Raw genomic sequence first — 21,914 nt, 5'->3', positions numbered from 1 at the left:
ATGGGAGTTAAAAAACTAAGACCCGTAACACCGAGTACACGTTTTCGCGTGGCACCCGATTTTGCGGAAATCACCACCTCCAAGCCGGAAAAAAGCCTGCTGGAGCCCCTCAGAAAAACCGGTGGCCGGAATAACGAAGGTCACCGCACTATGCGCTACATAGGTGGCGGTCATAAGCGGCACTACCGTATTATTGACTTCAAGCGCGACAAAGTCGGCCAACCAGCCGAAGTTTTGACTGTAGAATACGATCCAAACCGTTCGGCCCGCATCTCGCTGGTACAATATGCCGATGGTGAGAAACGCTACATTATCGCCCCTCAGGGAATCACCGTTGGTCAGAAGATCACATCGGGCACCGGTTCTACACCTGATGTAGGCAACGCACTGCCACTGTCTGAAATGCCGCTTGGTACAATTGTACACAATATTGAGCTGACGCCTGGTAAAGGTGGGTCAATGGCCCGCTCGGCAGGTACCTACGCTCAATTGGTAGGTCGTGAAGACAAGTATGCAATCCTTCGTCTGCCATCGGGTGAAACCCGTCGTGTGCTGAGCGCTGGTATGGCAACCGTTGGTTCGGTGTCAAACCCCGACCATATGAACGTTGTGATCGGTAAAGCCGGTCGTAAGCGCTGGATGGGTATCCGTCCTCGTGTTCGTGGTGTTGTAATGAACCCAATCGATCACCCAATGGGTGGTGGTGAAGGCCGGGCTTCTGGTGGCCACCCACGTTCGCGTAACGGTCAGATGGCTAAAGGTCAGAAGACCCGTAACCGCAACAAGGCATCTGAAAGCATGATTATTAGCCGACGCAAAAAGTAACAGATAACAATGGCACGTTCACTTAAAAAAGGCCCATATATTGATTTCCGCCTGGACAACAAAGTACAGGCACAGAATGAATCGGGCAAGAAATCGGTCATCAAAACCTGGTCGCGTCGTTCGATGATTTCGCCAGATTTCGTGGGCCACACCTTCGCCGTTCACAACGGTAATAAGTTTATCCCGGTTTACGTAACGGAGAACATGGTAGGTCACAAGCTTGGCGAGTTCTCACCAACCCGCAATTTCCGGGGGCACACCGCAAAGAAAGACAAGGGCAAACGATAAACTAGCATGGGGCAGGGAGCCAGGTGCAGGGCGATAGAAACCCCAAGCACCAAGCACCTCGCTCCGAGCCATAAAAAAACATGGAAGCAGTAGCAAGACTTAGAGATGTGCCCACGTCGCCCCGTAAGATGCGGTTAATCGCCGACCTGATTCGTGGTCAGCGCGTTAGCCGGGCGTTGGGTCTATTAAAATATCAGCCACAGGCTGGTGCCGCCATATTGCAGAAAGTGCTTTTGTCGGCCGTTGCCAACTGGCAGCAGAAAAATGAAGATGAGCGGATTGAAGACGCTGATCTGTATGTAAAAACGGTTTTTGTTGATGGCGGTCCTATGCTGAAGCGTCTTCGCCCAGCTCCCCAGGGGCGCGGTCACCGGATTCGGAAGCGCTCGAACCACATCACAATCGTGGTTGACAGTGCGGCTCAATCGTTGTTGCAATCGGCAGAAGCAGAAACCCCTGAAAACGAACAATAAAAAGAAATGGGACAAAAAATAAATCCAGTTGGCCTGCGACTTGGTATTGTTCGGGGCTGGGAATCGAGCTGGTACGGTGGAAAAGAATTTTCGGACAAACTCGTTGAAGACGAAAAAATCCGGAAATACGTAGCCGCCCGTATTCCGAAAGGAGCCATTGCTCGGGTAGTTATCGAACGTACGCTGAAGCGCGTAACGCTCACGATCCACACAGCTCGGCCAGGTATTGTGATTGGTAAAGGGGGCGGAGAAGTCGATAAGATCAAAGAAGAATTGAAAAAGATTACGGGCAAAGATGTCCAGATCAACATCTTCGAGATCAAACGGCCAGAAATTGATGCCAAACTGGTTGGTGAAGCCATCGCTCAGCAGTTACAGGCTCGTATTTCGTTCCGTCGTGCCATGAAGCAGGCCATTCAGTCGGCGCTTCGCGTTGGTGCTCAGGGTATCAAAGTGAAAGTATCGGGTCGTTTAGGGGGTGCTGAAATTGCCCGCTCTGAGCAATATAAAGAAGGTCGTGTGCCTCTTCATACGCTCCGCGCCGATATCGATTACGCTATCTCTGAAGCCCAGACGGTATACGGTAAAATCGGTATCAAAGTGTGGATTTTCAAAGGCGAAGTGTATGGCAAGCGCGATCTGTCGCCAGCAGCCATGATGAGCCAGGCACAAGCCGGAGAGCGTTCTGCCTCTTCTAACGATCGCGGTGATCGTCGTGGTCCACGTGGCGACCGTGATGGTAACGATCGGGGTGGTCGTGGTGGCCGCAACCGGGGTGATCGCGATAATAACGATCGGGGTGGTCGTGGTGGCCGCGGTGGCAATGACCGGGGTGGCCGCGGAGGACAGAAACGATAAACGAGTTTTTAGTTTACGGTTTACAGTTTACGGCAGGCTGATGTAAGATTAGCTAGCGTAAAGACCGAAACCGAAGACCGAAAACTGTAAACTTCTTCATAAAGATGTTACAGCCAAAAAGAACAAAATTCCGCAAACAACATAAAGGACGGATTCCTGGTATCGCATCACGCGGTCATGAGATTTCCTTCGGTACGTTCGCTATTAAATCGCTTGAGCCCGGTCGTATTACGGCTCGCCAGATTGAAGCAGCTCGTATCTCCGTAACGCGGGCGATGAAACGCGAAGGCCAGGTTTGGATTCGTATTTTCCCCGATAAGCCAATTACCAAGAAGCCAGCCGAAGTACGGATGGGTAAAGGTAAAGGTGCTCCCGAATACTGGGTGGCCGTTGTAAAACCCGGCACGATTATGTTCGAAGCGACGGGGGTTGATCTGGCAACGGGTATGGAAGCCCTGCGTCTGGCCGCTCAAAAGCTGCCCGTTCGGACCAAATTTGTGGTTCGGCGCGATTATCAGGAGCAAACCGCTGAATAATACCTCAAGCGACGAACAAAATGAAAAAAGAAGATTTAAAAGGATTGTCGGCTGAACAGATTCGTACCGAGATTGGTGCTGAACAGGACCGACTGCTGAAATTGAAGTTTGCGCATGCTGTATCTCCTGTAGAGAATCCAATGCGTATCCGCGAGAGCCGTAAACGGATTGCTCGCCTGAACACGGAACTGACAGCTAAATCGCGGCAAGCCTAATAAGACACGACGATGGAAGAGCAACAAGCACCAGCACCGCAGGAAGAAGTAAGCACGCCAGCGGCAGCTATAACAGAACAGCCGACAGCAGCCGCTCCAGCAACGAGCGAAGCGAACTCGGCTTCGGAGCGCAACGCTCGGAAAGAGCGTATCGGACGGGTGACCAGCAACAAGATGCAGAAAACCATTACTGTTGCTATTGACCGCAAGGTGAAACACCCTTTGTACCACAAGTTTCAGAATAAAACGAAGAAACTGACGGTTCATGATGAGAACAATGCGTGTGGAATCGGCGATATCGTTCGCGTGATGGAAACCCGCCCATTGAGCAAAAATAAGCGTTGGAGATTAGTCGAAATCATCGAGAAGGCGAAGTAAGCCATGGTACAGCAAGAATCAAGATTAGGAGTAGCCGATAACAGTGGCGCCAAAGAAGTGCTGGTTATCCGCGTTCTGGGCGGTACAGGCAAGCGGTATGCATCAGTCGGTGACAAGATTGTCGTGACAGTAAAGCAAGCTCTGTCGTCCAGCAGTATGAAAAAAGGTACGGTTTCGAAAGCCGTAGTTGTTCGGACCAAGAAAGAAGTACGCCGGAAAGACGGTTCGTACATTCGCTTTGAAGACAACGCAGCTGTGTTGCTCAACAATAACGATGAGCCACGTGGCACCCGGATTTTCGGGCCTGTAGCCCGCGAATTGCGCGAGAAGCAATTTATGAAAATCGTATCGTTAGCCCCAGAGGTACTGTAAGCAATGGAAAAGAAAGTAACGCTACCGAAACACAAATTCCACATCAAAACGGGCGATACCGTTCTGGTGATTGGCGGTAACTCGAAAGGCCAGCGTGGTGTTGTGAAAGAAGTAATCGTAGAAAAAGATCGTGCTCGGGTTGAGGGCGTGGCTATGATTACCAAGCACTTGAAGCCCACGGCTTCGAACCCACAGGGAAGCCTCGAAAAAACGGAAGGATCAATCCATATCAGTAATCTGAAACTGGTTGATCCGGCCACTGGCGAACCTACCCGCACAGGTCGTAAGTTGAATGAGAAGGGTAAACTGCAACGGTATTCGAAGAAAACCGGCAATTTCATCCCAGACGTCCGCAAATAATAAAGGTCTAAGAAAATGGCAACGCCAAGACTGAAAGATAAATATTTAACTGAGGTAGTAGCTCAGTTGAAAGACAAGTTCCAGTATAAGTCGGTTATGCAAGTACCGCGTCTGAGCAAGATTGTCATCAATAAAGGTATCGGAGCCGCCGTCGCTGATAAAAAATTGGTAGACGTAGGTGTTGACGAACTAACGCAGATCACTGGTCAGAAAGCCGTTGCGACGTTGTCGAAAAAGGCAGTCTCGAACTTCAAACTTCGGGAGAAAATGCCGATCGGTGCAAAAGTAACGCTGCGTGGTGAGCGGATGTATGAATTCCTTGACCGGCTGACAACGGTATCGTTGCCTCGGGTTCGTGACTTCAAAGGCATCAGCGATAAAGGGTTCGATGGTCGCGGTAACTATACGTTCGGCGTGCAGGAACAGATTATCTTCCCTGAAATCAGCATCGATAAAGTAGCCCGCATCTCGGGAATGGACATCACGTTTGTGACGACAGCCAACACCGATAACGAGAGCTACGAGCTGCTGAAAGCAATGGGAATGCCGTTTGCTAAAAGTGGTAAATAATAACCGACACAAAGGCTAAAACAATGGCAAAAGAATCAATCAAAGCACGGGAACGGAAACGCGAAGCGTTAGTTGCCAAGTATGCTGCCAAGCGTAAGGCACTGAAAGAGGCTGGTGATTACATCGGTCTGGATAAGCTGCCCAAAAACGCATCGCCAGTTCGTCTGCACAACCGTTGCAAACTGACCGGCCGTCCTCGGGGATACATGCGCAAGTTTGGTATCTCTCGGGTTACATTCCGCGAGATGGCATCGGCAGGTAAGATTCCAGGTGTAACCAAGGCAAGCTGGTAGTTCCAGACTCCATTTCAATTTGTAATTCAGTTTCCGTAATTTTGCGAACTTTCCTGGAAAGCAGGAGTTTGCAAGTAACGCAACGCTTAGAATGAATACAGATCCTATAGCAGATTACCTGACACGCGTCAGAAACGCTATCCGGGCAAAGCACCGGGTTGTGGAAATTCCTGCTTCCAATATAAAGAAAGAAATTACCAAAGTGTTGTACGACAAAGGCTACATCCAGAACTATAAGTTCGATGACAGCACAGCACAGGGCACTATCAAAATCGCGCTCAAGTACAACCCAACAACGAAGCAATCCGCTATCGTTGACCTGCAACGTATCAGCCGCCCAGGTCTGCGTCAATACCGGGGAGCCGATAACCTGCCACGTATCCTGAATGGCCTTGGCGTCGCTATCCTTTCAACTTCGAAAGGCGTAATGACGGATAAAGAAGCCAAAACGCTGAACGTTGGTGGAGAGGTATTGTGTTACGTCTATTAATCCGAACTGAACGATGTCACGTATAGGTAAGAAACCCATCGCCCTGCCCAGCAACGTTACGTTGTCCGTCGACGCCCAAAACGTCGTAACGGTAAAAGGGCCTAAAGGCACCCTGACCCAATCGGTTGACCCGGACATTTCGGTAGCAGTCGAAGAAGGCCAAATCCAAGTATCGCGCCCAACCGACCAGAAACGCCACAAGGCGATGCACGGTCTGTACCGCTCGCTGGTCAACAACATGGTAACCGGTGTTAGCACGGGCTTTAAACTGGACCTCGAAATTATCGGGGTAGGTTATAAAGCCGCCGTTACGAATAACGTTCTTGAGCTTCAACTAGGCTATTCACATAATGTGTACGTAGCTGTTCCAAGCGAGATCAAGGTAACGGCCGTAACCGAAAAAGGTCAGAACCCCAAAGTGTATCTGGAAGGTTCGGACAAACAACTGCTTGGTGATGTAGCGGCTAAAATCCGGTCGTTGCGTAAAGTTGAGCCTTACAAAGGCAAAGGTATCCGCTTCATTGGTGAACAAGTTCGCCGGAAAGCTGGTAAAACTTCGTCGAAGAAATAAGTTATCTTCTGTCATTCAATTGTCATTTAATAGTCATTCCTTTTTTTTATGGCTTTACCAAGTGACAATTATGACAAGTAGATGACAACTTACTGACAATTAAAACAGCCTATTTGGTCGGAATCAAATAACATGGCAACGAATAAACAAGAAAGAAGACAGCGGATTAAATACGGTATCCGGGCAAAAGTATCGGGTACGGCAGAACGCCCTCGCCTGTCGGTTTTCCGCTCTAACAAAGCGATTTACGCTCAATTGATCGATGATCTGGCAGGTCGTACACTTGCATTTGCTTCATCGGTTGAATTAAAAAGCGAAGCCGAAGGAAATACAATCGAAACGGCGAAAAAAGTAGGCCAGCGCCTGGCCGAGAAAGCAGTTGCTCAGAACATTAGCACGGCTGTGTTCGACCGTAACGGCTACTTATATCACGGTAAAGTAAAAGCACTGGCCGATGCAGCCCGCGAGGGTGGCCTTAAGTTCTAAGCGATGAATATTAATTCAGCAAGACCGACAAAATTCAACGAAGCCGACCTGAAAGAACGGGTGGTAGCCATCAACCGCGTAGCGAAGGTGGTAAAAGGTGGTCGCCGGTTCAGCTTCTCGGCAATTGTTGTCGTTGGCGATGGTAACGGCGTAGTAGGATACGGACTAGGTAAGGCAAATGAAGTAACCGACGCTATTGCCAAAGGCGTAGAAGACGCAAAGAAAAACCTGGTACAGGTTCCTCTTCTGAAGCGCACGGTTCCCCATGAAATGGAAGGTAAATTCAGCGGTGGCTTTGTCCTGCTGAAACCAGCTGCTCCTGGTACAGGCGTGATTGCCGGTGGTGCTATGCGTGCCGTTCTTGAATCGGCTGGTGTACACGACATCCTGGCAAAATCGAAAGGGTCGTCGAACCCGCACAACGTAGTAAAAGCTACGCTGGATGCCCTGCTGAAAATGCGCTTGCCGCATCAGGTAGCTTTCCAGCGTCAGGTTAGCTTGGCGAAAGTATTTAACGGTTAATTTAAAAGGAGCAACAGACATGGCACGAGTACGCATCACGCAGGTCAGCAGCACCATTAAGCGGCCGTTATCTCAGAAAAATGCCATCAAGTCGTTAGGCTTGGGCAAGATCAACCGCAGCGTTGAACTGGAATATACCGACGCGCTGAAAGGTGCAATCAATAAGGTGCAGCACCTGGTGAAAATTGAAGAAATTTAAGTACCTTTGCGATTCTTTTGGTTTTCGGTCCGCTTTTTGTAACATCAAAGCGGCTACGAACAGCCAAAAGAATCACTTTTTACAAATAAACCAATGAATTTAAGCAACCTTACACCGGCAAAAGGTTCCGTTAGGGAGCGCAAGCGAGTCGGACGCGGTCAAGGATCAGGTATGGGTGGAACCTCTACCCGTGGTCACAAAGGGGCGCAATCACGCTCAGGTTATAGTCGTAAAACACACTTCGAAGGTGGTCAGATGCCCCTGCAACGTCGTGTTCCGAAATTCGGCTTTAAGAATATTAACCGCGTCGAATACAAACCCCTCAATCTGGATAGCATCCAGACACTCGTTGATGAAACCAAGACAACTGTTGTTGACCTGGATTTTCTGCTTCAGCATGGACTGGTTAGCAAGAAAGACCTGGTTAAAGTACTGAGCCGTGGTGAACTGACCAGTGCTGTTGAAATCCATGCGCATGCTTTCTCGGCCAGTGCAAAAGAAGCCATCGAAAAAGCAGGGGGAAAGGCCATTGTGCCAGTTAAAGAAGCGAACGAGGAAGCAGCTAACTAAGTCGTAGCACGGCAACAGTCGACCTACTTTTATGAACCGACTCATCACCACGTTTAAAAATATTTTTGCAATTGACGAGTTGCGGAGTCGAATCCTCAACACGCTGTTGTTTATTACAGCGTTCCGTCTTGGCACGGCGATCGTACTGCCAGGTGTAGATCCCCAAAAATTGAACCTAAATCCGCAGGGTTTACTCGGTTTGTTGGATACTTTCCTAGGTGGTGCTTTTAGTAAAGCGTCCATTTTCGCACTTGGGATCATGCCGTATATATCGGCTTCGATTGCTATTCAGCTTCTAACGCTGGCTCTTCCTTACTTCCAGAAAATGCAGAAGGAAGGCGAATCGGGTCGGAAACGGCTGAACCAAATCACGCGGGTACTTACGATTGGTGTAACGGCTGTTCAGGCCATTACGTACGTACGTACAACTATTCCGGCAGAAGCTTTACTGATTGATCGAGGTTTATTTACCATCTCGTCTCTGTTTGTGCTAACTGCAGGTACTATTTTCTGCATGTGGCTGGGCGAACGGATTACTGATAAAGGAATTGGAAACGGGATCTCTATGATCATTATGATCGGGATTGTATCGCGGCTTCCAGGTGCTATTATTGGTGAGCAGCAATCGAGAGGTTCGGCTGGTATTCTGATTTTTGTTCTGGAACTGGTTGCCCTCTATTTTGTTGTGATGGGTGCGGTAGTCCTGACTCAGGCTGTACGTCGGATTCCAATTCAATATGCCAAGCAGGTTATCGGAAATAAAGTGGTTGGTGGGCAACGTCAGTATCTGCCTTTAAAGTTGAATGCTGCGGGCGTTATGCCAATTATTTTTGCTCAGGCACTGATGTTTATCCCAACCTATGTAGCGGGTCTGTTTGCGGAGAAAAGTGATTTTGCAGCGAGTGTCCAAAACGCTTTCCAAAGCTATACAACCTGGCAATACAATGTTTTGTTTGGGTTGCTGATCATCATCTTCACGTTCTTCTACACGGCTATTTCGGTTAACCCGACACAGATTGCCGATGATATGAAGCGAAGTGGAGGTTTTATACCCGGTGTGAAGCCAGGTGTTCAAACCTCAGATTACATCGGTACCGTTCTTGACCGAATCACGCTACCTGGCGCTGTTATGCTGGCTATTGTAGCCATTTTACCAGCGATTGCCAATCTGTTGGGGATGACCAGTGGATTTGCGCAGTTCTTCGGCGGCACATCGTTGTTAATTATGGTTGGTGTTGTATTGGATACGCTGCAACAAATAGAAAGCTATCTGCTCATGCGTCGCTACGAAGGTTTGATGAAATCAGGCCGTGTACAAGGACGTACCAATGAAACGGTAGCCGCTTAATTGAAATGGCTGGTTCTGACAAAAAGGACAAGATGATTTACATTCGAAGCGAAGAAGAAATCGCTTTGATGAAAATCAGTGCACAGGTTCTGGGAAAAGCGCACGCTGAAGTTGCAAAACTTATCCGACCTGGGGTTCAAACGAAGGAACTGGATAAGGTCGCAGAAACGTTCATTAAGGATAATGGTGGCACGCCTTCATTTTTAGGATATAATAAGTTTCCGGCTTCGCTCTGTATTTCCGTCAATGATGTGGTGGTTCATGGTTTTCCAAGCCGCTACGAACTGCGTGATGGAGATATCGTTTCCATCGATTGTGGTGTAAAACTAAATGGTTATCATAGCGATAGCGCCTATACCTATCCTGTCGGTAATGTGACCCCGGCCACTCGCCGGTTGTTGGCAAGAACGAAGGAATCTCTTTACATCGGTGTTGAAAAAGCGATTGAAGGGAATAGGGTGGGCGACATTGGATATGCGATCCAGACGTATACAGAGAAATTCGGTTATTCGGTTGTTCGGGAACTCGTAGGCCATGGCGTTGGCCAGAACTTACATGAAGCTCCTGAAGTACCCAACTACGGCAAACGTGGTCAAGGGCCTAAGTTGTATGAAGGGATGATTCTGGCAATTGAACCCATGATTAACTTCGGCAAAAAAGGAGTTGTGCAAGAACGTGATGGCTGGACCATTCGGACTATTGATCGTAAACCTTCTGCACACTTTGAACATACGGTAGCTGTACGAAAAGGGAAACCCGAGATTCTGACAACCTTCGAATACATTGAAGCAGTCACCGCGAATACAAGCCTGATGATCGAAACTTCCGAACTGATGGTAGCTTAAGCGAATATGGCAAAACAGAATTCTATAGAACAGGACGGCGTTATTTTGGAAGCCTTATCGAATGCGATGTTCCGGGTCGAACTGGCAAATAAGCACGAGGTAATTGCTCACATCTCCGGTAAAATGCGGATGAACTACATCAAAATTTTGCCCGGCGATCGCGTAAAATTGGAAATGTCGCCTTACGATTTGAGTAAGGCGAGGATTGTGTATAGGTATAAATAAGTTTTCCGTTTTCAGTTTACTGTTTTCAGCTATGCTAATGTGCCTGACTGAAATACGAACTGAAAACTGAAAACCAGTAAACTGAAAACTTTTATCATGAAAGTTAAAGCGTCAATCAAGAAGCGCAGCGAAGACTGCAAAGTGATCCGTCGGAAAGGGAAACTGTACGTGATCAACAAAAAGAATCCCCGTTACAAACAAAGACAAGGCTAAGAATGGCACGTATTGCAGGTGTTGATATTCCAGACAAGAAGCGTGGCGAGATCGCGCTGACATACATCTTCGGCATTGGTCGGAGCCGGGCAAAAAAGATCCTGACCGACGCAGGCATCAGCGTTGATAAAAAAGCCAGCGAATGGACAGACGCTGAAGCTAGTGCTGTTCGTAATGCGATTTCGAACGAATACAAAGTAGAAGGTCAGCTACGTTCGGAAGTTCAGTTGAGCATCAAGCGATTGATGGACATCGGTTGCTACCGGGGTCTGCGTCACCGGAAAGGCTTGCCCGTTCGTGGTCAGCATACGAAAAATAACTCCCGTACCCGGAAAGGGAAACGGAAGACAGTTGCCAACAAGAAAAAAGTAACGAAATAATTAATTGGTCGCTCATCGTCATTCGGACCATTTGGCGCCATTTCAGTAACTGGAAATGGCAAGTAATGAGCTCCACTGACATATTGACGATTACCTAAAACAATGGCTCAAGCAAAACGCAAAGACAAAGCGAAAAAGCGAGTGGTAGTGGTTGAACCCGTAGGTCAGGTACACATCCGGGCTACGTTTAACAACATCATCATTTCTCTCACAAACATGAACGGTCAGGTTATTTCCTGGTCTTCAGCGGGTAAAATGGGCTTCCGTGGCTCAAAGAAAAATACCCCTTATGCTGCTCAAATGGCCGCGCAGAACTGTGCCGCTGTTGCCCACGATCTGGGTATGCGTAAAGCAGAAGTGTTTGTGAAAGGTCCAGGCTCCGGTCGTGAGTCGGCAATTCGCACCATCCAAAACTCGGGTATCGAAGTAACGACTATCCGGGATATTACCCCGCTGCCGCACAACGGGTGCCGGCCGCCAAAACGTCGTCGCGTATAATACGGATGACATGAATAGGGACAGGCGACATTCGGTTGTGTCTGTCCAATGTTTCACAATTATTCATTCATTGAAGAATGGCACGTTACATTGGGCCAAAAGCCAAAATTTCGCGCAAGTTCAACGAACCCATAATGGGTCCGAGCAAAGCGCTCCAGAAAAAAAATTACGGACCGGGTATGCACGGTCGGGGCCGCAAACGGAAACAGTCCGAATATGCGCTCCAATTAACTGAAAAACAAAAAGTTAAGTATACGTACGGCATTCTGGAACGTCAGTTCCGGGCTTTGTTCCACCGTGCACAGGTTCGGGAGGGTATTACGGGTGAAAACCTCCTTAAATTATGCGAAGCCCGTTTAGATAACACAGTTTATCGGTTGGGTATAGCTTCATCACGTCGGGCTGCTCGTCAGTTAGTATCACACAAGCACATTATTGTGGATGGCGAAGTAGTAAATATTCCTTCTTACTCATTGAAACCCGGTCAATTGATCGGCGTTCGTGAGAAATCGAAGTCGCTTGAAGCCATTGCCGGTAGCTTAACTGCCCGGAATACAAAGCGGTATAACTGGGTTGAGTGGGATGCACAGCAAATGACGGGTAAGTTTATCAGCTACCCTGAGCGTGATCAGATTCCAGAAAACTTCAACGAGCAGGCCATCGTCGAATTGTATTCGAAGTAATAAATGGTTTTGGGTTTATGGTTTACGGTTGGTCAACGCAGTTTTTGTTCGTTATCCCATCGCAAATCATAAACTTGAGCCCAAACTAGTTTAGTCTTCACGCCAGGCAGAGAACTGCTTAAAAAATACGAAACGTATGTCCATATTAGCGTTCCAGATGCCCGACAAAGTCGTAGTGGAGAAAGCTGACGACTTTCACGGGGCGTTTGAATTCAAACCCCTTGAAAAAGGATACGGTGTAACCATCGGCAATGCGCTTCGTCGCATTCTGCTGTCATCGCTGGAAGGATACGCCATCACAAGCGTAAAATTTCCCGGTGTGTTGCATGAGTTTTCTTCAATTGAGGGCGTAGTTGAAGACGTGACCGAGATCATTCTGAACCTGAAAATGGTTCGGTTTAAAAAGATTTCGGACATGGTTGACAACAAAATCACCGTCAACATTAAGAAGCAGCCAGTTCTGAAAGCTGGTGATATATCGAAATTTTCGCCATCATTCGAAGTGCTGAATCCTGAACTGGAAATCTGCCACATTGATGATACGCGGGATTTTGAGATGGAAATTATCGTGGAAAAAGGCCGTGGATATGTTCCGGCCGACGAACCACGGGCCAATGAGCTGCCTTTTGGTCATATCCCAATTGATGCCATTTACACGCCAATCAAAAACGTGAAATATGGTGTTGATAACACACGGGTAGAGCAAAAAACGGACTACGAGCGCCTTCTTTTGGATATTGAAACGGATGGTTCGGTACACCCTGAAATTGCGTTGCAGGAAGCCGCCAAGATTCTGATCCAGCACTTCATGCTGTTCTCGGATCAGACCATGACGTTTGAAACGGCTAAGCCAGAAGAAGAAAACGTAGTAGACGAAGAAGTTCTGCATATGCGGAAACTGCTGAAAACCTCGCTAGCCGACCTCGATCTGTCGGTACGTGCTTACAACTGCCTCAAGTCGGCAGATGTACGGACGCTGGGCGATCTGGTTCGGTTAGAAATTTCGGATATGATGAAGTTCCGCAACTTCGGGAAGAAGTCGCTTACGGAATTGGAGCAACTGGTAGCAGAGAAAAATTTGACATTCGGGATGGATGTCAGCAAATACAGATTAGACGAAGATTAAGAATGCGTCGGGCATGGGGCTAAGGGCACAGGGATAACACTCTCAGCCCTAGGCCCTTAGCCCCAAGCCAACATAACAATGAGACACGGTAAAAAAGATAATCACTTAGGCCGGACACATTCGCACCGCGAAGCGCTGTTACAAAATCTGGCGACATCGCTGATTATGCATAAGCGTATTGAAACGACGGTTGCAAAGGCGAAAGAACTCCGCAAATTTGTAGAGCCCATTCTGACGCGAGCAAAAGACGATACCTATCAGAATCGTCGGGTGATCTTTCAGACACTCCACAATAAAGAAACCATCAAAGAATTATTCGGTACGGTTGCTGACAAAATTGCCAGCCGTCCTGGTGGTTATACACGGATCATTAAATTAGGCAGCCGTCTGGGCGATAACGCAGAAACCTGTCTGATCGAGCTGGTAGATTTCAATGAGTTGCTGATCGCTGCTGCTGCTGAGAAAACGGCTGCTACGACAAAAACTCGTCGGAGCCGTCGGAGTGGAAGTGCCCGTCAGGCAGTTGCTGCGACCGATGTTGAAGCAGCTCCTGCAACGGAAGCGCCAGCCGAAGAAGCTCCGGTTGCTGCCGCCCCATCGGGCGATGATCTGACCAAGATCGAAGGTATTGGCCCAAAAATCGCTGAGTTGCTGAATAACGCAGGTATTACTACCTTTGCCCAGCTGGCCGACGCACAAGACGAAGCTGTTCAACAAGTATTGGTTGATGCTGGTCCTCGTTTCAATGTGCATGACGCTACAACCTGGAATGAACAGGCAGCTCTGGCCCGCGATGGCAAATGGGATGAACTGGCAGCGTTACAGGATCGTTTGAAAGGTGGTAAAGAAGCCGAAGAATAGTGATTCAGAAACACGTCATATGGAAATGGGTTAACCTCAACGGTTAGCCCTTTTTTTTAATATTTCAAGCTCAAACGCATACATGAAACATACGAAGCAACCTGAAGCATTGTTGGTTTTACAGGATGGAAGCGTATATCGCGGTCTGGCGCTGGGTAAAATCGGAACAGCCGCTGGCGAAATCTGCTTCAATACCGGCATGACCGGCTACCAGGAGATTTATACAGATCCCTCCTATTATGGCCAGGTAATTATTAACACAACCTCACATATTGGTAATTATGGTGTGTTAAACAATGCCGAGCAAGAGTCGAACGGAGTGAAAATCAGGGGAATGGTGTGCAACTTCTTCTCAAATATTCATTCACGCTATACCGCCGACGGGTCGCTACAGGAGTATTTCGAACGAGCCAATATCGTTGGTATTCACGGGGTAGATACTCGTCAGTTGGTACGCTACATCCGATCCAAAGGGGTAATGAACTGCATCATTTCTTCGGAGATTCTAGATCCGGCGCTTCTGCTGGCCGAACTCCAAAAAGTACCTGACATGGCCGGTTTGGAACTATCCTCGGAGGTATGTACGCAAGAAGCGTATGAGCAGGGCGACCCAGAAGCCAAACTTCGGGTAGCCGTACTGGATCTGGGCGTTAAGCGTAGCATTATCAGCAATTTCAATGAGCGAGGTGTATTCTGTAAGGTGTTCCCAGCCCGCACTCCACACGAAGAATTAGCAGCCTGGAAGCCAAACGGTTATTTTATTGCCAATGGTCCTGGTGATCCTGCTGCTATGCCATATGCTGTTGAGACGGTCAAGCAGGCACTGGAAACCGAGAAACCTTTGTTCGGTATTTGTCTGGGCCATCAGATTCTGTCACTGGCCAGTGGCATTTCAACCTATAAAATGCACAATGGTCACCGAGGGCTAAATCACCCCGTTAAAAACCTGATTACGGGTCATTGTGAGGTTACATCTCAAAACCATGGCTTTGCTGTTAAAGCTGAAGAAGTGATGGATACAGCAAACGTTGAGTTAACGCACATCAATCTGAACGACAAAACCATTGAGGGTATCCGTCGCAAAGACAAACCGGCCTTTTCGGTACAATACCACCCCGAATCATCGCCTGGTCCACACGACTCACGCTATCTGTTCGATCAGTTCGTGCAGATGATGACCGAATAACAACGAAAAAGCCTGAGATTGACCTCAGGCTTTTTCGTTGTATAATACTAACAGTATTAACTAGACAGTACATACCGGCGGTAATTACTGGGCGTATCGTTATAATAGCGTTTAAATAGCTTGTTCAAATGGCATACGTCGGCAAAACCAAACTCGTCGGCGATCTGAGAAATGGTCATTGCGCTTAAGCTCAATCGGGTTTCGACGCGTTTGAGTTTGTACCGGATAATGTATTGCTGGATCGATTCACCTATATGTTCTTTAAACAGCGCTCCCAGATGACCGGGTGAGTAATTAAACACATCGGCCATTTTGTCCATTCGTAACGAATCAGGCTCGGTTATATGCTGGCAAACATAGCTGACAATACGTTGAATTAAAGCCAATGAAGTCGATGATCTTGGTGTTGTTGCTAACGACTGCTGAGCGAGCTGGCGGTCTGTTAAACTCAAAATAGTCTGCATTAAAGAATCCACCACGAGGTTGGAGGTTATTTCCTGCGCTTCCTGATGCTCTGCCAAAATGATCTCGATTAAAGCCATCAGTTTGCGGGAGGCTACCGGATCAGCCAATAACTTTCCAGAATCGGAAGGTGTATTCTCCTGAATATGACGCCAGGGATACGGGCTACCCGCTATTAAGCCTGCCAGATAAGACGGCGTGAATAAAAGGCTGCAAAAACGGGTTTTCTGCTGCACTATAAAACCGTAGTAATCGGCAGGGCACAGCCAGAACAGATCACCTGGCTCATAAGCAACCTGATTCCCATTTATCAGATGATATCCATTACCAGCCTGGACCCCTATCAGTTCATAATAGTTATGGTCATGCAGCGGAATAATCCCCTCATCGAGGATAAACTGTTGGATACGCAATGGCTCCTGTACTGTGAAATGTTTCATAACGAATAGCCTGTAAATAGGGTTAGCTGGAGAAGTACCTATTGTAATACGAACATAGTGCCAGTCTAAAAAAAAGAATATAAATACCTGATAATCATTTATTTAGCAAGTAAGGCCACCTCCAATATAATAGAGTCTCCAATATATTGGAGGACACCGTTGGAGTTAACAATACCTTGTATCTTTACTGTCAATCAATTAGAATCGACATGGCTTATGTTTCTGAATCGACTCGCCTGCCCACCCTTCTTATTGTAGAAGATGAATTTCTAATTGCCCATGATCTAAAACGGATTCTGATAAAAGCAGGTTACCAGGTAGTGGGAGTAGCTGGATCAGTTGATGAAGCCCAGTTCATCATTGGAGATCAACGGCCCGACATTGTCCTGCTCGATATTTTTCTGAAAGGTCATAAAACGGGTATTGATCTGGCGCACTGGCTTAATGACCAGTCGATTCCCTTTGTTTTTTTGTCTGCAAATCTGACAGATCACTTGCTGGAAGCGGCCAAAATAACCCAGCCTTTTGGCTTTTTGACCAAGCCCTTTCGGGAGAAAGATGTCTTAACAGCATTAGAAATAGCCCGTTATCGGCACGCACATAGTGAAGAAGCTAAACTTCGCCAGCAACAGACGATCCAGATTGCCGTCAACAATGCCATCGTCACAATTCAGGACCGGGAACAGTTATGCCTCGCCATTGCCGATCAGATTAATCGCCTTGTCCCTTTTTCGTTCCTAAATCTTCGGATTGGTCTGCCCGACGAAGCATCTTTTTACTGGCTCATGCTCGAAAAAACAGCGGCCAATGCCTTTATACGGGTCAATCTGTCTGCCTTACTACAGGAAGACTCAACCGAATTGCTTGAGAAACTGGATCGGGAAGCGCCCGATCAATTGGGCGAGCTAAGGGGAATATTTACGGGCAATGCTTTTGATCAACTCTGTGAAACCTACATCACGGCTCGATCTTGCCGGGATCATTTCGGCGTACGTTCATTGGCGCTGTTTCCAATTCAATTGAAGCGACATTCATTAACAACCATTATTCTCTCCAGTACAGAGCCAGATGGATTTTCAACGAAAGAATACCAGGCAATTAATCTTATCATCCCTCAGATTGCCTTAGCTCTGGATAATCTTCTGGCCTATGAAGAACTAGCAGCCCGGCAACAGATTAAAGCCATCGAACTGGCGATCGTCAATGCCTTCCGGAATGGTATCGATATAGGGGCCATATTAGCGCAGGTGGCTCAGTCGATCAACGAATTACTTCCCGCTGATCTGGTGGGTATTTACCAACTCGGACGGCAGGCTACTTCAGCTAATCTGGATAGTACGGTGCAAAAAGTAAACGGTGTTTTTGTGACAACTACCGATCATCTGACAACGCCATACCCTCCTACAGTTAGCCCAGTTGACCAAAGTGATGCCCGGTCCTGGCTGATTAAGCCAGCTCTAAATGTAGGGGTTCAATTTATCGATCGTATACCCGATCCTCCATTTTACCCTAGGTCGATGGGCTTGCAGTCGTCGTTAAACGTGCCTATTTTCGTTAAGGACCAGCTTATTGCATCGCTCGTGCTTGCCAGCAAGGCAGCCTTTGCGTTTACGTATAAGGATCTTCGCATCATGCAGGATATTAGCGTTCAGATGGGGTTGGCTCTGGAAAATTTACTGGCTTTCGAGCGAATTAAAGTACTAAGCGAACAACTGGAGCAGGAGAAAACGTACCTGACCGAAGAGATCAAAACCCGCTACAATTTTGAAGAAATCATCGGGGCTAGCCCTGCCATGCAAGCCGTTTTTACGAGTATTGGTCAGGTAGCTCCAACCGATGCTACCGTACTGATTATGGGCGAAACCGGGACGGGTAAGGAATTGGTAGCCAGAGCGGTACACAACCTGTCAGCCCGAAAGGTCCGAACCATCGTCAAAATAAACTGTGCCGCCTTACCTGCGCAACTCATTGAATCCGAATTATTCGGTCATGAACGAGGCAGCTTCACAGGAGCCACTGAAAAGCGAATCGGGAAGTTTGAACTAGCCAACGGCGGTACGTTGTTTCTGGACGAAATTGGTGAATTACCCCTCGAATTGCAGGCCAAACTACTTCGGGCTATTCAGGAAAAGGAAATCGAACGAATAGGGGGCAAAGGAACGATTCGAATCGATGCCCGAATTATTGCCGCTACTAATCGAAATTTACAGCAGGAAGTAGCACAGGGCCGGTTTCGGTCCGATCTATATTATCGACTGAACGTGTTCCCGATTGTGATACCTCCTCTACGCGAACGGCCGGACGATATTCGGCCACTGGCGATGCATTTTCTCCGCCGGATCAGTAAAAAACTAGGCAAATCGCTATCGAGTATTGCTAATGATTCCCTGGCGCAATTGTTATCCTATAGCTGGCCGGGCAATATCCGGGAGCTGGAACACGTACTGGAACGGGCGGCCATTCTCTCGTCAACCTCCACCCTACATCTGGCCGAACCTCTGCGCTCAACTCCGTTAGCTGTTCTGCCCATAAACACGCACCCATCGACCGATGTACAACCGATTGAAGAAACCATGCGTACCGCTATTATGGCGGCCCTGGCTAAGTCAGGCTACCGAATCCGTGGGATTGGCGGAGCAGCGGAATTGCTCAATTTAAAGCCGACAACGCTGGAAGCCCGTATGAAAAAACTACATATTAATTCCTATCCAAAATCGGATTAGTTCGGAAATTATCAATTATGCAATGATAAGGACATCTTGGTAGCGCTCTGTTTTGGATTAAATAACAACTGAATATGAACACCATGATCCTGATAAATGGCTAATTGTCCATCAATCTGCTGACTTAACCCACGCATCATGGTCATACCTAAGGTGTCGCTACGGCCAATGTCCAACCCAGCAGGTAGCCCTACACCATTATCGCTGATGGTTAACTGATAAGTCTGTTCTGTTGTCTCCCGGAGTACTACGGCTATACGTCCTGGCTGCTTATTCGGAAACGCATACTTCAGCGAATTGGTAACGGCTTCATTCAGAATTAATCCGATGGGAATAGCCAGGGCGATGTCCAGTTGAACAGGAAGCACATCAAATTGAGCCCGTACAGAGGCTTGCTGCGTAAACGAGTCGATCAGGTAGTCAACGATTTCTTCCACAAACTCGGGCATATTCACCTGCGCCAGATTTTCGGACTGATAGAGCCGCTGGTGAATCAAGGCCATGGCTTGCACCCGGTTCTGGCTATCCCGAATTGCCATCAGGGCTTTGGGATCCTGTAAAAAATCAGATTGCGCATTGAGCATGCTGGAAATGATTTGCAGATTGTTTTTAACCCGGTGGTGAATTTCTTTCAACATCCACTCTTTTTCTTCCAGCAGTTTTTCTTTTTCCAGCAGAATCTGCACCAGCGATTCGTTTTTGAGGTTGATCTCAACTTGCTTGGCTTCCAGTAGTTGATTACTTCGACGTTTGAGCCGATACCGGTTATAAATCAATCCTAGCAGCAAAATCAGCAAAATAACGCCTACAATGATGCTGTTCCGCTGCAGATCGCTTTCCCGTATTCGGGCCTGCTGGAGCTGATTCTGGCGGGTTAGCAAGTCAATATCCTGCTCTTTTTTGCGGGTATTGTACTGAATTTCCAGATTGGCAATCTGCTGGCTTTTCTTTTCGTTAAAGATCGAATCGCTTAAAGACTTGTACTTTTGGAAATGATCGATGGCCGCTATGTAGTTGTGCTGGGCGGAATCGACTTTAAATAATTGAAGATGTACACTAGGCGTACCTCGCGTCATACCAACCCGTTTCAGCATTCCCAGGGCCTGATTCAGGTATTCACGGGCTTTATCGTAGTTTTTAACAATGCCATAAAATGTACCGATCTTGATATAAGAGGCTATGGTGGCATTATCAGGCGTTTTCCCCGCGTGTATCGACGCCATTTTAATATAATAGGTTTCAGCCAGCGTGTAATTCTTGAGAGCCAGATGACACTCGGCCAGCGTCATGTAAGCATAGAACCATTCTGCCGAACGATTGGGAAGCGGATACTGTCGTAGGATTTGCGAATAATAGGCCAGGGCTGCTGCTGGGCTTTCATGAACAATTTGCAGGCTGCACAGGCTATGCGCAATCACATGCACCATGGGAATAACGTTGCTTTCGCCAAACAACACCAGCGCTTTCTTGTAGTACGGAATAGCGGTTTTCCACTGTTTCAGTTCATCATACAAGACAGCCAGATTTAGATTAAAGCTACCCAGATAGAGGCTGTCGCGCGTAGTTTGTGCACTTTCTATGGTCATTAAGGCATACTTTAGCGCCTTATCGTAGTTGTTGAGTCCGTGATAAATCGAAGTCAGCAGGTCGTAGGTATAGTGTAGATATGGATAGTGAATGGATCGATACAGCGCCAGTACCTGAAACAACTCCTGCTCCGCCAATGCCGAATTACCTTGCATGGCATGCATATCGGCAATGGTCTTGAGCATATATGCCTGCTTATCGACCTGGCCCAATTGCTGATACAACTGCCTGGCCTGCTCATAGCATTCTATCTTCCGAGGTAGCCCTTCGCTATCACGCTCATAAACTGTCCCAGAAAATACCAGGTTGCAGCCTGTTCCGACTTAGCCCCTTGTTTGGTATAATACGCCAATACGTTTCGAAGCCATTGTTCGGCCCGTTTCCGGTCGCCCTGAATCGCTTCAATTCGTCCCAGAACGCAGGTGCTCTGGTTTTGACCGACCTTGAAATGCAACTGCTGGCTGAGTTGCTCAGCCTGTTTTCCATAGGCATAGGCATTCCCTAAATCGCTGTCAAACTCTTCGTGCCGGGTAATCAGATCCGTACTCAGCGCCAGTAGTATCTTAATCCGGTTCGTATCCTGCCGACTTGCCGATAGTAACGTGTTCAGGCTATCGACCGATTTTTGAGGCAGTAAGGGAAACAGAGGTTCGCCCCAGGCAACAGAGGCAGTGACAAAGAGGGCAAAGAAGAGGAGGCAATGCTTCATAGCCAATCAACAGATAAACCGGCTTTAGCCACAGTTTCTTCGTTTAAAGATAAGGCTATCGAAGCGGTATTGATACGATAAAGGGAATAGGTAGACCATGCGTGGCATACCTATTCCCTTTTCAGAAAATCACGTTAGAACGTTACTTGAGGTGAGCCCGCAACATCCAGGCAATTTTTTCATGCTTTTCCATCAGACCCGTTATGTAATCACTGGTTCCGGCGTCTTTGTGAGCCTCCTGAAAATCAGCGATATTTCCCCGCAGAAACACAATGATGCTTTCATGATCACTCAGTAACTTTTCAATCCAGCTCCGGCTTGTATTGCCTTCAGCCTCCTGCTCGGTCAGATGCGTTAACTGAAGAAAGTTTTTCAACGTAGCGGGGGCATAATGATCCAACTGACGAATCCGTTCGGCTACATCGTCAACAATCTCGGCCGACTGCTTGTAAAGCTCTTCGAAGTACAGATGCACCGAATGAAAATCCATGCCCTCCAGATTCCAGTGGGCATTCAGTGTTTTGGTGTAGAGTACAAATTCGTCGGCCAGCAATTTGCTCAACTGATGAGCTACTACTTCCCGGTTTTGGGCGGTAATGCCAATGATGGTTTCCATAAGATT

The 21,914-nt window shown here is 47.7% G+C and carries 32 protein-coding genes; 28 read left to right on the top strand and 4 right to left on the bottom strand.

Features of this window, described 5'->3' with window-relative positions:
- From rplB to carA, 27 genes are all read left to right on the top strand, one after another.
- Complete coding sequence (gene rplB / locus B5M13_RS01990; RefSeq protein ID WP_020600952.1) at window positions 1-825, top strand: 50S ribosomal protein L2; 825 nt, start codon at window positions 1-3, stop codon at window positions 823-825.
- A 9-nt stretch (window positions 826-834) separates the two neighbouring features.
- A complete protein-coding gene (gene rpsS, locus B5M13_RS01985; RefSeq protein WP_020600951.1) occupies window positions 835-1,113 on the top strand; it encodes a 30S ribosomal protein S19 in 279 nt (92 codons plus the stop codon).
- 80 nt (window positions 1,114-1,193) lie between these two features.
- Window positions 1,194-1,586 (top strand): 50S ribosomal protein L22, encoded by a 393-nt coding sequence (rplV, locus tag B5M13_RS01980; protein WP_080054056.1) that lies wholly within the window; start codon window positions 1,194-1,196, stop codon window positions 1,584-1,586.
- Between the two features lie 6 nt (window positions 1,587-1,592).
- A complete protein-coding gene (rpsC, locus tag B5M13_RS01975; protein WP_080054055.1) occupies window positions 1,593-2,444 on the top strand; it encodes a 30S ribosomal protein S3 in 852 nt (283 codons plus the stop codon).
- A 104-nt stretch (window positions 2,445-2,548) separates the two neighbouring features.
- A complete protein-coding gene (gene rplP / locus B5M13_RS01970) occupies window positions 2,549-2,980 on the top strand; it encodes a 50S ribosomal protein L16 (protein ID WP_020600948.1) in 432 nt (143 codons plus the stop codon).
- Window positions 2,981-3,000: 20 nt separating this feature from the next.
- Window positions 3,001-3,195 (top strand): 50S ribosomal protein L29, encoded by a 195-nt coding sequence (rpmC, locus tag B5M13_RS01965; RefSeq protein WP_080054054.1) that lies wholly within the window; start codon window positions 3,001-3,003, stop codon window positions 3,193-3,195.
- A gap of 12 nt (window positions 3,196-3,207) precedes the next feature.
- Complete coding sequence (gene rpsQ, locus B5M13_RS34505) at window positions 3,208-3,573, top strand: 30S ribosomal protein S17 (protein WP_080054053.1); 366 nt, start codon at window positions 3,208-3,210, stop codon at window positions 3,571-3,573.
- Between the two features lie 3 nt (window positions 3,574-3,576).
- Window positions 3,577-3,945, top strand: coding sequence for a 50S ribosomal protein L14 (rplN, locus tag B5M13_RS01955; protein WP_018618706.1), 369 nt, complete (start codon window positions 3,577-3,579; stop codon window positions 3,943-3,945).
- Between the two features lie 3 nt (window positions 3,946-3,948).
- Window positions 3,949-4,305: a 50S ribosomal protein L24 gene (gene rplX / locus B5M13_RS01950; RefSeq protein WP_020600945.1), complete on the top strand. Its 357-nt coding sequence runs from the start codon at window positions 3,949-3,951 to the stop codon at window positions 4,303-4,305.
- Between the two features lie 15 nt (window positions 4,306-4,320).
- Window positions 4,321-4,875: a 50S ribosomal protein L5 gene (gene rplE / locus B5M13_RS01945; protein WP_080054052.1), complete on the top strand. Its 555-nt coding sequence runs from the start codon at window positions 4,321-4,323 to the stop codon at window positions 4,873-4,875.
- 23 nt (window positions 4,876-4,898) lie between these two features.
- Window positions 4,899-5,168 (top strand): 30S ribosomal protein S14, encoded by a 270-nt coding sequence (gene rpsN, locus B5M13_RS01940; RefSeq protein ID WP_020600943.1) that lies wholly within the window; start codon window positions 4,899-4,901, stop codon window positions 5,166-5,168.
- Between the two features lie 91 nt (window positions 5,169-5,259).
- Window positions 5,260-5,658, top strand: a complete 399-nt coding sequence (rpsH, locus tag B5M13_RS01935; protein WP_020600942.1) for a 30S ribosomal protein S8 — start codon at window positions 5,260-5,262, stop codon at window positions 5,656-5,658.
- A gap of 13 nt (window positions 5,659-5,671) precedes the next feature.
- Window positions 5,672-6,229 (top strand): 50S ribosomal protein L6, encoded by a 558-nt coding sequence (rplF, locus tag B5M13_RS01930; RefSeq protein ID WP_080054051.1) that lies wholly within the window; start codon window positions 5,672-5,674, stop codon window positions 6,227-6,229.
- Between the two features lie 132 nt (window positions 6,230-6,361).
- Window positions 6,362-6,715 (top strand): 50S ribosomal protein L18, encoded by a 354-nt coding sequence (rplR, locus tag B5M13_RS01925; RefSeq protein WP_080054050.1) that lies wholly within the window; start codon window positions 6,362-6,364, stop codon window positions 6,713-6,715.
- 3 nt (window positions 6,716-6,718) lie between these two features.
- Window positions 6,719-7,237 (top strand): 30S ribosomal protein S5, encoded by a 519-nt coding sequence (rpsE, locus tag B5M13_RS01920; protein WP_020600939.1) that lies wholly within the window; start codon window positions 6,719-6,721, stop codon window positions 7,235-7,237.
- Between the two features lie 19 nt (window positions 7,238-7,256).
- The gene (rpmD, locus tag B5M13_RS01915) at window positions 7,257-7,436 is read left to right on the top strand and encodes a 50S ribosomal protein L30 (RefSeq protein WP_020600938.1); all 180 of its coding nucleotides are present in this window, start codon (window positions 7,257-7,259) and stop codon (window positions 7,434-7,436) included.
- A 93-nt stretch (window positions 7,437-7,529) separates the two neighbouring features.
- Window positions 7,530-8,006: a 50S ribosomal protein L15 gene (gene rplO / locus B5M13_RS01910; protein WP_080054049.1), complete on the top strand. Its 477-nt coding sequence runs from the start codon at window positions 7,530-7,532 to the stop codon at window positions 8,004-8,006.
- 31 nt (window positions 8,007-8,037) lie between these two features.
- Entirely contained in the window at window positions 8,038-9,354 is a 1,317-nt protein-coding gene (secY, locus tag B5M13_RS01905; protein WP_080054048.1) for a preprotein translocase subunit SecY, read from the top strand.
- Between the two features lie 32 nt (window positions 9,355-9,386).
- Window positions 9,387-10,199, top strand: a complete 813-nt coding sequence (gene map / locus B5M13_RS01900; RefSeq protein ID WP_080059757.1) for a type I methionyl aminopeptidase — start codon at window positions 9,387-9,389, stop codon at window positions 10,197-10,199.
- A gap of 6 nt (window positions 10,200-10,205) precedes the next feature.
- Entirely contained in the window at window positions 10,206-10,424 is a 219-nt protein-coding gene (infA, locus tag B5M13_RS01895; RefSeq protein ID WP_009284801.1) for a translation initiation factor IF-1, read from the top strand.
- A 96-nt stretch (window positions 10,425-10,520) separates the two neighbouring features.
- Complete coding sequence (ykgO, locus tag B5M13_RS01890) at window positions 10,521-10,637, top strand: type B 50S ribosomal protein L36 (protein WP_018618719.1); 117 nt, start codon at window positions 10,521-10,523, stop codon at window positions 10,635-10,637.
- A gap of 2 nt (window positions 10,638-10,639) precedes the next feature.
- Window positions 10,640-11,017: a 30S ribosomal protein S13 gene (rpsM, locus tag B5M13_RS01885; protein WP_020600934.1), complete on the top strand. Its 378-nt coding sequence runs from the start codon at window positions 10,640-10,642 to the stop codon at window positions 11,015-11,017.
- Between the two features lie 102 nt (window positions 11,018-11,119).
- Window positions 11,120-11,515 (top strand): 30S ribosomal protein S11, encoded by a 396-nt coding sequence (gene rpsK / locus B5M13_RS01880; RefSeq protein ID WP_020600933.1) that lies wholly within the window; start codon window positions 11,120-11,122, stop codon window positions 11,513-11,515.
- 77 nt (window positions 11,516-11,592) lie between these two features.
- Window positions 11,593-12,198 carry a 30S ribosomal protein S4 gene (rpsD, locus tag B5M13_RS01875; RefSeq protein ID WP_080054047.1) on the top strand — a complete coding sequence of 202 codons (606 nt, stop codon included), beginning with the start codon at window positions 11,593-11,595 and terminating at the stop codon, window positions 12,196-12,198.
- 136 nt (window positions 12,199-12,334) lie between these two features.
- Window positions 12,335-13,324 carry a DNA-directed RNA polymerase subunit alpha gene (locus B5M13_RS01870; protein WP_026262621.1) on the top strand — a complete coding sequence of 330 codons (990 nt, stop codon included), beginning with the start codon at window positions 12,335-12,337 and terminating at the stop codon, window positions 13,322-13,324.
- 78 nt (window positions 13,325-13,402) lie between these two features.
- Window positions 13,403-14,185 carry a 50S ribosomal protein L17 gene (gene rplQ / locus B5M13_RS01865; RefSeq protein ID WP_080054046.1) on the top strand — a complete coding sequence of 261 codons (783 nt, stop codon included), beginning with the start codon at window positions 13,403-13,405 and terminating at the stop codon, window positions 14,183-14,185.
- 82 nt (window positions 14,186-14,267) lie between these two features.
- Window positions 14,268-15,371, top strand: coding sequence for a glutamine-hydrolyzing carbamoyl-phosphate synthase small subunit (carA, locus tag B5M13_RS01860; RefSeq protein ID WP_080054045.1), 1,104 nt, complete (start codon window positions 14,268-14,270; stop codon window positions 15,369-15,371).
- 56 nt (window positions 15,372-15,427) lie between these two features.
- Here carA and B5M13_RS01855 read toward each other — a convergent pair whose 3' ends face one another.
- The gene (locus B5M13_RS01855; RefSeq protein ID WP_080054044.1) at window positions 15,428-16,273 is read right to left on the bottom strand and encodes an AraC family transcriptional regulator; all 846 of its coding nucleotides are present in this window, start codon (window positions 16,271-16,273) and stop codon (window positions 15,428-15,430) included.
- A 209-nt stretch (window positions 16,274-16,482) separates the two neighbouring features.
- Between B5M13_RS01855 and B5M13_RS01850 the strand changes: the two genes are divergently transcribed.
- Window positions 16,483-18,996 carry a sigma 54-interacting transcriptional regulator gene (locus B5M13_RS01850; protein ID WP_080054043.1) on the top strand — a complete coding sequence of 838 codons (2,514 nt, stop codon included), beginning with the start codon at window positions 16,483-16,485 and terminating at the stop codon, window positions 18,994-18,996.
- Window positions 18,997-19,007: 11 nt separating this feature from the next.
- On the opposite strand, the gene B5M13_RS01845 is transcribed toward B5M13_RS01850, so the two are convergent.
- The 3 genes from B5M13_RS01845 to B5M13_RS01835 form a co-directional block, all read right to left on the bottom strand.
- Entirely contained in the window at window positions 19,008-20,768 is a 1,761-nt protein-coding gene (locus B5M13_RS01845) for a tetratricopeptide repeat-containing sensor histidine kinase (RefSeq protein ID WP_080054042.1), read from the bottom strand.
- A gap of 62 nt (window positions 20,769-20,830) precedes the next feature.
- Window positions 20,831-21,292 carry a hypothetical protein gene (locus B5M13_RS01840; protein ID WP_080054041.1) on the bottom strand — a complete coding sequence of 154 codons (462 nt, stop codon included), beginning with the start codon at window positions 21,290-21,292 and terminating at the stop codon, window positions 20,831-20,833.
- Between the two features lie 142 nt (window positions 21,293-21,434).
- On the bottom strand, window positions 21,435-21,908 hold the full coding sequence (locus B5M13_RS01835; RefSeq protein ID WP_080054040.1) for a Dps family protein: 474 nt from the start codon (window positions 21,906-21,908) through the stop codon (window positions 21,435-21,437).
- Window positions 21,909-21,914 lie beyond the last annotated feature (6 nt).

Origin of the sequence: Spirosoma aerolatum (genome assembly GCF_002056795.1) — a bacterium.
GTDB lineage: Bacteria > Bacteroidota > Bacteroidia > Cytophagales > Spirosomataceae > Spirosoma > Spirosoma aerolatum.
Note: the sequence above shows the minus strand (reverse complement) of the source record. Positions and strands in the feature narration are given on the sequence as shown.

Coding starts and splice junctions, on each gene's coding strand:
- rplB (WP_020600952.1), top strand. CDS start 1: ATGGGAGTTAAAAAACTAAGACCCGTAACACCGAGTACACGTTTTCGC.
- B5M13_RS01835 (WP_080054040.1), bottom strand. CDS start 21,908: ATGGAAACCATCATTGGCATTACCGCCCAAAACCGGGAAGTAGTAGCT.
- B5M13_RS01840 (WP_080054041.1), bottom strand. CDS start 21,292: ATGAAGCATTGCCTCCTCTTCTTTGCCCTCTTTGTCACTGCCTCTGTT.
- rpsN (WP_020600943.1), top strand. CDS start 4,899: ATGGCAAAAGAATCAATCAAAGCACGGGAACGGAAACGCGAAGCGTTA.
- carA (WP_080054045.1), top strand. CDS start 14,268: ATGAAACATACGAAGCAACCTGAAGCATTGTTGGTTTTACAGGATGGA.
- rplQ (WP_080054046.1), top strand. CDS start 13,403: ATGAGACACGGTAAAAAAGATAATCACTTAGGCCGGACACATTCGCAC.
- rpsC (WP_080054055.1), top strand. CDS start 1,593: ATGGGACAAAAAATAAATCCAGTTGGCCTGCGACTTGGTATTGTTCGG.
- rplO (WP_080054049.1), top strand. CDS start 7,530: ATGAATTTAAGCAACCTTACACCGGCAAAAGGTTCCGTTAGGGAGCGC.
- rplF (WP_080054051.1), top strand. CDS start 5,672: ATGTCACGTATAGGTAAGAAACCCATCGCCCTGCCCAGCAACGTTACG.
- B5M13_RS01855 (WP_080054044.1), bottom strand. CDS start 16,273: ATGAAACATTTCACAGTACAGGAGCCATTGCGTATCCAACAGTTTATC.
- rpsE (WP_020600939.1), top strand. CDS start 6,719: ATGAATATTAATTCAGCAAGACCGACAAAATTCAACGAAGCCGACCTG.
- rplE (WP_080054052.1), top strand. CDS start 4,321: ATGGCAACGCCAAGACTGAAAGATAAATATTTAACTGAGGTAGTAGCT.
- rpsD (WP_080054047.1), top strand. CDS start 11,593: ATGGCACGTTACATTGGGCCAAAAGCCAAAATTTCGCGCAAGTTCAAC.
- rpsQ (WP_080054053.1), top strand. CDS start 3,208: ATGGAAGAGCAACAAGCACCAGCACCGCAGGAAGAAGTAAGCACGCCA.
- rpsK (WP_020600933.1), top strand. CDS start 11,120: ATGGCTCAAGCAAAACGCAAAGACAAAGCGAAAAAGCGAGTGGTAGTG.
- B5M13_RS01845 (WP_080054042.1), bottom strand. CDS start 20,768: ATGCTCAAGACCATTGCCGATATGCATGCCATGCAAGGTAATTCGGCA.
- rpmC (WP_080054054.1), top strand. CDS start 3,001: ATGAAAAAAGAAGATTTAAAAGGATTGTCGGCTGAACAGATTCGTACC.
- rpsH (WP_020600942.1), top strand. CDS start 5,260: ATGAATACAGATCCTATAGCAGATTACCTGACACGCGTCAGAAACGCT.
- rpsM (WP_020600934.1), top strand. CDS start 10,640: ATGGCACGTATTGCAGGTGTTGATATTCCAGACAAGAAGCGTGGCGAG.
- rpmD (WP_020600938.1), top strand. CDS start 7,257: ATGGCACGAGTACGCATCACGCAGGTCAGCAGCACCATTAAGCGGCCG.
- rplP (WP_020600948.1), top strand. CDS start 2,549: ATGTTACAGCCAAAAAGAACAAAATTCCGCAAACAACATAAAGGACGG.
- rplR (WP_080054050.1), top strand. CDS start 6,362: ATGGCAACGAATAAACAAGAAAGAAGACAGCGGATTAAATACGGTATC.
- ykgO (WP_018618719.1), top strand. CDS start 10,521: ATGAAAGTTAAAGCGTCAATCAAGAAGCGCAGCGAAGACTGCAAAGTG.
- rplX (WP_020600945.1), top strand. CDS start 3,949: ATGGAAAAGAAAGTAACGCTACCGAAACACAAATTCCACATCAAAACG.
- infA (WP_009284801.1), top strand. CDS start 10,206: ATGGCAAAACAGAATTCTATAGAACAGGACGGCGTTATTTTGGAAGCC.
- rpsS (WP_020600951.1), top strand. CDS start 835: ATGGCACGTTCACTTAAAAAAGGCCCATATATTGATTTCCGCCTGGAC.
- rplV (WP_080054056.1), top strand. CDS start 1,194: ATGGAAGCAGTAGCAAGACTTAGAGATGTGCCCACGTCGCCCCGTAAG.
- secY (WP_080054048.1), top strand. CDS start 8,038: ATGAACCGACTCATCACCACGTTTAAAAATATTTTTGCAATTGACGAG.
- map (WP_080059757.1), top strand. CDS start 9,387: ATGATTTACATTCGAAGCGAAGAAGAAATCGCTTTGATGAAAATCAGT.
- B5M13_RS01850 (WP_080054043.1), top strand. CDS start 16,483: ATGGCTTATGTTTCTGAATCGACTCGCCTGCCCACCCTTCTTATTGTA.
- B5M13_RS01870 (WP_026262621.1), top strand. CDS start 12,335: ATGTCCATATTAGCGTTCCAGATGCCCGACAAAGTCGTAGTGGAGAAA.
- rplN (WP_018618706.1), top strand. CDS start 3,577: ATGGTACAGCAAGAATCAAGATTAGGAGTAGCCGATAACAGTGGCGCC.